Annotated in this window: 6 protein-coding genes; all 6 read right to left on the bottom strand. The window is 39.3% G+C overall.

The genetic code is table 11. From position 1 onward, the window contains the following. Nucleotides 1–107: 107 nt before the first annotated feature. Nucleotides 108–1,724 carry an AAA family ATPase gene (locus F6K57_RS33640; protein WP_293072295.1) on the bottom strand — a complete coding sequence of 539 codons (1,617 nt, stop codon included), beginning with the start codon at nucleotides 1,722–1,724 and terminating at the stop codon, nucleotides 108–110. 156 nt (nucleotides 1,725–1,880) lie between these two features. After that, the gene (locus tag F6K57_RS33635; protein ID WP_293072294.1) at nucleotides 1,881–2,342 is read right to left on the bottom strand and encodes an ASCH domain-containing protein; all 462 of its coding nucleotides are present in this window, start codon (nucleotides 2,340–2,342) and stop codon (nucleotides 1,881–1,883) included. 21 nt (nucleotides 2,343–2,363) lie between these two features. Next, nucleotides 2,364–4,487, bottom strand: coding sequence for a GNAT family N-acetyltransferase (locus F6K57_RS33630; RefSeq protein WP_293072293.1), 2,124 nt, complete (start codon nucleotides 4,485–4,487; stop codon nucleotides 2,364–2,366). A 71-nt stretch (nucleotides 4,488–4,558) separates the two neighbouring features. Further along, nucleotides 4,559–4,909, bottom strand: coding sequence for a transporter substrate-binding domain-containing protein (locus F6K57_RS33625; protein ID WP_364305200.1), 351 nt, complete (start codon nucleotides 4,907–4,909; stop codon nucleotides 4,559–4,561). Between the two features lie 462 nt (nucleotides 4,910–5,371). Next, complete coding sequence (locus F6K57_RS33620) at nucleotides 5,372–6,544, bottom strand: N-acetylmuramoyl-L-alanine amidase (protein WP_293022039.1); 1,173 nt, start codon at nucleotides 6,542–6,544, stop codon at nucleotides 5,372–5,374. 231 nt (nucleotides 6,545–6,775) lie between these two features. Continuing rightward, on the bottom strand, nucleotides 6,776–6,931 hold the full coding sequence (locus F6K57_RS33615; RefSeq protein WP_293072292.1) for a hypothetical protein: 156 nt from the start codon (nucleotides 6,929–6,931) through the stop codon (nucleotides 6,776–6,778). Nucleotides 6,932–7,182 lie beyond the last annotated feature (251 nt).

Below are 7,182 nucleotides of genomic sequence, written 5' to 3'. Positions count from 1 at the left end.
TCTTAATTCTTAATTCTTAATTCTTAATTCTTAATTCTTAATTCTTAATTCTTAATTCTTAATTCTTAATTCTTAATTCTTAATTCTTAATTCTTAATTCTTAATTCTTAATTCTTAATTCTTAATTTAATAGTGTCCCAGCGAAATTGGTCTAGTTTGTCTCGTTGATCGAAAAAGTATTCTTCTAGATATGGCTCAATTTCCCTTTGCCAGATATCTTCAATTTCCTCAGCTATAGTTTCTAGGAGAAAGAAGGAGATTCCGAGGGAGTAGTTAGGATCTGCGATCGCATTATTTATTTGTTCCAGTATCTTAATCAATCCATTCACTGGAAAATCCGTTGTTTGGTGATATCGTCTCAGGATTTCATAGTTGGGATAGAGCCGAATAAATGCAAAGCGACGGCGAAATGCCTGATCAACTAGAGCAATAGAACGGTCTGCTGTGTTCATAGTACCGATGATCCGAACATTTTTCGGGATACTGAATAGTTGATTACTGCCAGCTAAGGGAATTTTTTGATCCCGGTACTCTAGTAGATACAATAATTCTCCAAACACACTAGCGAGGTTAGCACGATTAATTTCATCGATGATTATAACACAAATTCCTTGCCGAGACTCAGCTTTATTACAGAATTCTATAAATCTGCCTGGAACTAAAGGATATCTCAATTCCCCATTTTGACTTTGTGGACGAATACCTTGAATAAAGTCTTCATAGGAATAGGCAGGATGGAATTGGACAAGTTCTGTGAATCCATCACTTCCACTGATTAAATGGTTAGCAATTTTTTGAGCACTATAGGTTTTACCTGTACCTGGTGGGCCGTAAAAAATTCCTTGTCCTTTGCGTTCAATAGCACGTATCCATCCCTCTAACTCTGCTATATCAAAACCAGTATCTTTAGCACAGTCGCTTACCGTATAGTCCTCTGGTAACGCCATCCTTGAACCATCAGAGGTAAATTCGATAACCTCCTCTTTACCGGAAAAATTATACCCTTTAACCGCAACCAACCAGTAGCAAAACATATCGAATAAATCATTATCTCTGAGCACTGGTACACCCGGTTGATGCATAGTGTTATCTAATGCTTTAATCAGCTTCAATCCTGTAGCATTGGCCGCTGGATAATCTGTCAGTCTCTTTCCGTAGGATGTATTAACAAAGTAATTGATAACCTGTCGAGAATTATCATTGATTAACAGAAACCTATCTGGTTGCAGCCCATTGAGGAGATTCGTCAGCATTTCCGTCGGAAAACCTTTAGAGTATTCCCCTGTAGAAAACTGATCACAAGCTGCTGATAACTGATTAGGATGCTTAGTGCAGCAACCAACAAATTCAAGGATGTCGTAACCAATCTGCTCTACTAACCTTTGTATCCATTTATGCTGATATTTCAGTTTTAATGGCAATCGTAATTCTAAATAATTATCACGTTTTCTAGGAATAGTTAGTATCCATGAATCATCACCCTCACCATATTGACTATTCAACGTAATCGCTAATTCTCTATCAGGGAATAGCTGAAACAGTATCGGTTCTGTTATAGCTTCTCCAGACTCCACTATAGCAGAGATTGCTTCAAAATTCCGACACCAAAGGCGACGCTGCTCTTTGTAGGTTGCCATGTGACTTAACCCAACCGGTGTGTAGGGATATGAACTGATAAATTCCTGAAATAGACTGACCAATTCAGCTTTATTATCCCCCACCATACTATCCACCTAATTTTTTTTATTAGAACATGTTTGAGACATTAGAGACTGTTAGTTAGTTAGTCATTGATTCTCAGTAATTGATTATTGGCTTGCTATTATCCATTATTGATTCTCCATGACCCATTACAAAATCTCTTTTTAGTAACTATTTAGCTAATTGATATAATTATCTGACATAATTGCCATTTTATCCTCTACAATAGACTTAAGATGCTCAAATTGACTAGTCGTCAAGTAATGATAAGATTGTGGAGGTCTAAAGTTAGCCCATTTTGCTCTCAAATCTTGTAAAGTTACTGGGGGCTCAAAATGTTCTATGAGTTTTAAGCAAATCCCATAACCGACAGCAGCTTCCTCATAATACTCATTAAAATCTTTTTTTTCTATACCAGCATTGTCTTTTACTTTATACCAAAGGATATCCGGGCGGTCTTGAATAACGTTTTCTACTTCAAAAAAACCCGATAAAACCTTATCTGGAGCCGAGACATAAACCACAACAATATCCCCTGGTTCTAATCGAGGACGCACCCGACGAAGTTCAATTTTTTTTGTTCCATTGAATAATTGATTAGCATATTTAGGACGAATTGATAATAACAACACATTGGGCATTGTTAACACGAGTAATTTTGATTAATTTTGGGTGCATTCTCTATATATTATTGTAAATTGTTCTTGATAAATCCGCAACGGTGATTGAAGTGTTAAACGCTTACCCAGTATTTCTTGAATTTCCGCCAAATCTATAGGATTTTTAAACAGTTCAGTATCACTAAATCGAAGCGCCATCAGCTTTTTATTAGGATCATTTTTGGTAAGCTTCATTAAATCTTCTAATTCATATACACCCAATCGTCGAAACTGTTGATGGAGATTTTTAGGTTTATTTACGACTACTTCATCAAGTCTAGAGCACGCTCTTACCTTTCCTGTGCCGCAATACTTTTTATTATAGCTTACATACCAAAGAATTCTACCAACAACCCCTGGTTTTAAGCCACCATTACCTCGATGGCTTCGATAATAGACAAGTTCACGTTTTAGCGCCAGATCAGTTTCCGATCTCCATAGGAGCTGGTTAGCTAAGTCTTCATCGAATAATTCCTTTGCCCATTCTGCTTGAATAGGAATGATTATAGTAGGAAGATCAGCATCAATAATTTTTGCTGGCCACAGTATGCGTTCAACGTCTAGCGTTGTTTTTACCGCTGTGGTTAATTTATCAGTTTTGAGGGTATCAGCAATTTTTAGGCAAAAGTTATAATCTTGACTTCGATTCGCTAAAGTAGTGAGATAGTCTGATAATTCTGTCGCCGTAACCGCAACGGCAAGATTGGCATTTAAATAACCATCCTTAACTTTAAAAAATGCATCATCTTGAATACCGCTAAGAATAGTGTGATCCAAATAAGGTTCAGTAATTCGTGTAAATGGCAGATTTTCACGTACTGACAGGGATATAAACCAAAAAATTAAGTGCCGCGCCAGGGTTTCTTCAAGAGGACCAGATCTAACCCGAAAAATTGGCACGTTTAACTCATTATTTTTATGAGTATGATACGCAATTAAAGCTAGGGGATTTTTTTCTGACTGGAGAATAATATAACACTTAAATTTATCGGGGTTAGCAATAATATAGCCCAGCCTTCCTTGAAAATTACTAAGTTTTTCTACCTTAGCACCAACCAAAAACGTTTCACTCAAAAAACGTACTTGATCAAATTTATGAACACGTTGTCTAGTGATACCTGTGCCTGCTAATCGTACAGGCTGATAGTTAATATATTCGTGAAGATAATCTAGCTTAACAATTAAACTAGTAGGACTAAGGATTGATAAGTTAAATTCCTGATTGATAGCATCTGCGATCGCTAGTATTTGTGAATTACGAGTCAAAAAAAATGGTGCATCTGAAGCTATGGCTATAGCTAACTGACTTAGGTCAGATTTATTGATAGTTACCTGAGTTGATAACAAAACCTTGGTTAGAGCGCGACAAGCTGTTTGAAAGTCTTTCTGATTGTAGGGGAGTTGAGTAAAGGTATCGGCTAACTGGCGTTTACCATTCCTTTGTTTACTATCATCAATACTATTGATGACCTTAAATATTTCATTAGTTATACATAACTCCAAGTCAGGTTGTAACCAATCAGCTAGTAGAGAGTCGGATTCGGCCTTTGACCTAGCTTCATCTCCTTGCAAGTCAAAAAACACGCTGGTATCAATGACTGCACACAATTTAGACTCAAGTTTTTGGGTAGCAACCGTAGAAAATAGGGTAGGATGGTCGTGATCCCGCCACCAAACGGTAAGTAGTTTTCCATCCTTGCTCCTTCCGGGTTTTTCAGCCAAAGGAACAAAGTCTAAGTGAGACCACATTTTCTCTAATCCATAATCACGACGGCATTTGAGTTTAATGCCGTAAAAGTCCTGAGTATTCTGACTTAGATAATTAACCAGCTTCTTAGCAATACCGTTACCACGCCATGATGGCTCGATGCATAGATGAACAATAACGATGATATTATGTCTACGCACCTTCCGGTATAACAAATAACCGGTACACTTTTTTTCAGGAGTAAGCGCCACAAGTATTTGACCACTTAGTGCGTGTTGATCAAACGCTCCTTCAGGAAAATGACCAAGAGTGGTTGCGTGTGCTCGTCCCAAAGCCTTGACTGTCCTTAGGTGCAAGGATTTTTCATCAATTTTTTCAATTTGAAGTTGTATCTCTTGTGTCACGTTACCAATTACCAATTACCAATGGCCAATTACCAATTACTATGCATGTAATCGACCCTATTGTACGTGATTAAGCATACCTAATCTTACTGGTTAGAAGGAAACCACTTTTGCTCTAGGTTGGTCAGTTCTCCGTCTTCCTGTAATTGCCAAATAATTCGGTTGATTGGCTCGCGATAATGGCTACCTTGAGGCAAAACTATGCCGTAGTCTTGTTCAGCAAACAACTCACCGACAATCTGGTATTCTCCGTTTTGTGACGTTTGGTAAAGTAACGTTGGTGAATCATAAACTAGAGCCTGCACTTGCCCCGCTTTGAGAGCTTTGTATGCATCTTCCACCTGCTCAAATTCAATTAGCTTGACTGGCTTTTGATTCATATATCTGGCAGAGGTCGTGTCTGCGACAGTACCAACCTGTTTTCCGAATAGATCGATAAGATCAGAAATATTCGATTCAAGTAGTTATATACAATTAAACTTGACTGTTAAGATCAGGTATAGCGCTACGCGCAAGGCAAGAGACAAGAGGCAAGAGGAAAAAGTTGACTACAACAGCTTTTGCTGCTTGTATCAATATCCTAACTTTAATGCTTAGTGCTATATTAGACAAGGGTAAACGGTTAATATCAAGATTTTTATAAACGTCACAAATGTAACTATTAATAGACTTACGTTTAATTATGTATATAGTTATGAAACCCTAGCTTAAATACCGCTTTTATACCTAGAGAAAGGAGGCTAAATAATTACTTTGTTAGCCTCCCGTTTTTTGAAAAATTAATAGGTGCGCTCTTACTTGGCGAATTAAATTCGCCACGGGTCGCACCTCTTGTATAGATTAATGGTTAATGGGTCATCGTAAACTAGCAATTACCAATTCCAAATTACCCATTACCATTAGTCAAGATTCAAAGTAGACCAAGTTATAGAACCTACAATCCCATCAGCATATAATCCTTTCGCTTTCTGATAAGCAATCACAGCAGATTTTGTCCGAGATCCAAAATCACCATCCGTTGCACCAGAATAAAATCCTTGGGTTTGGAGCAGCTGCTGTAGTTCCTCTACTTCTGATCCAACTGCTCCTTGAATTAAAGGAAGATAGGCAGATGAGGGTTGATCGTTACGCCATCTTTCTGAAAACTCTTCCAAGACTTCTTTTGGTAGTTGTTTTTGTAGCCACTCAATCGCTTGTTTTTGGTGAGGTAAGCCACGATAATACTTGTAGGTGTTCAGGATAACCACAGGCTTGCGGTTCTGGTTACCTGGTTTAGAAGGAGATTTCTCTGATGGTTTAGAAGAACTTTTCAGTGCTTCCCAGGTCTTTGATCCCACTAATCCATTGGGATTGAGTCCCTCAAACTTCTGAAAGGAAATTACTGCTTTGGTGGTAGCAGGACCAAAAATGCCATCAACTGGGCCGGGACTAAACCCTTTAGTTTGGAGGGATTGCTGTAGCTGTTTGACTTTCAGACCAGTGTCTCCTTCTCTGAGATAGTCTTCAACTGATGAGTCAAGGCGCTGACGAACTTCTCGGCGCAACCGAGGCAATTGACTGTATAACCAGTCCCCAGGGCATTGGGTTGGTGAAAAGTCTCGATGTCCTTTAATATTGTCTGGGCTAATCTTGGTAGTGTTGCAAATCGAAACACATAAATCTACCAAACTTTTCCATTGTTTGGCATTCATCCGGTAGCTGATAAAGGTGCCTTCATTTTCAATTCCCGGTGACTGGTTACCTAGAGTACTACCAGCATGAGCAGAGCTGACAGAACGTCCTTTTTTAATCGCTGATAAGGAACTCTGTCTACCTTCGAGTAAATATCCACCGGTGGTATTCAAAAAGTTGTGACCTGAGTCATCCCAGCCAAAACCATCCATGTGGGATTTTTGAATACTCCTAGCCAAACTTCTGGATCCCCATAAGGTTCCTTTCGATAGATCATTCGGGGCATTGGGAGTAGCAGTATGGTGAATAATAATATATCGTGGTCGAGTGGTATCTGGCCATTTTTTTGGGGGTTTAGCTCCCCATTCTTTTGCTGAAATGACACTAGCAGTGAAAGACATATTGACTTGCGGTCTCCAGTTATAATAGTTTACTAATGGGCTCGTCGAAATAGGATGCGAACAATTAACCAAACTATGGATTTGGCTGAGGTGGATTGGGATACTCTTAAACCGTAATTAATCGGGATAAACCCGTACAAAACGGTCAAGGTGCAATGTATTGTTGCCTGAGTGAGGGGTGGTTATACAGTAATTGGAGTTGAACCTTCCACCCGTCTTTCTAGGCATTCCTCAAATCCCGTTGAGGAGTTGCTTGAAAGCCTTAGCCAAGGTATGCTTACAATCAAGCCAACCAAGCTCGACTGCATCTAGCAGGCTAAGCCCCATCCCTTTCAAGAAACGCGCGGTACGACGCAACAACACTGCTTGAACCTCGGTTTTATTCATGTACCGAGTTATTTCCTTGTCGGTACCGCGAGCAAGGATGTTCTTGGCAGCATTGCAATCAGCCTGTGTTAGAGTCGATGTCCTCTATTATGGGGAGCACCTCTCCTTCAGAACCGAGCGTGAAGGTTTCCCCTCACTCGGCTCCTAGATATCCTTAGCTTTCGCTTTGCTTCAGTGTATCTGTTGGTGGCAGCTTTGATGTACTGCTAGTAAGTTCTTAGATTTCCAATTGTCGTGGTTTCCATCGACGT

Origin of the sequence: Moorena sp. SIO4A5, from assembly GCF_010672005.1 — a bacterium.
Lineage (GTDB): Bacteria > Cyanobacteriota > Cyanobacteriia > Cyanobacteriales > Coleofasciculaceae > Moorena.
This window is presented reverse-complemented; position numbering and strand designations above follow the sequence as displayed.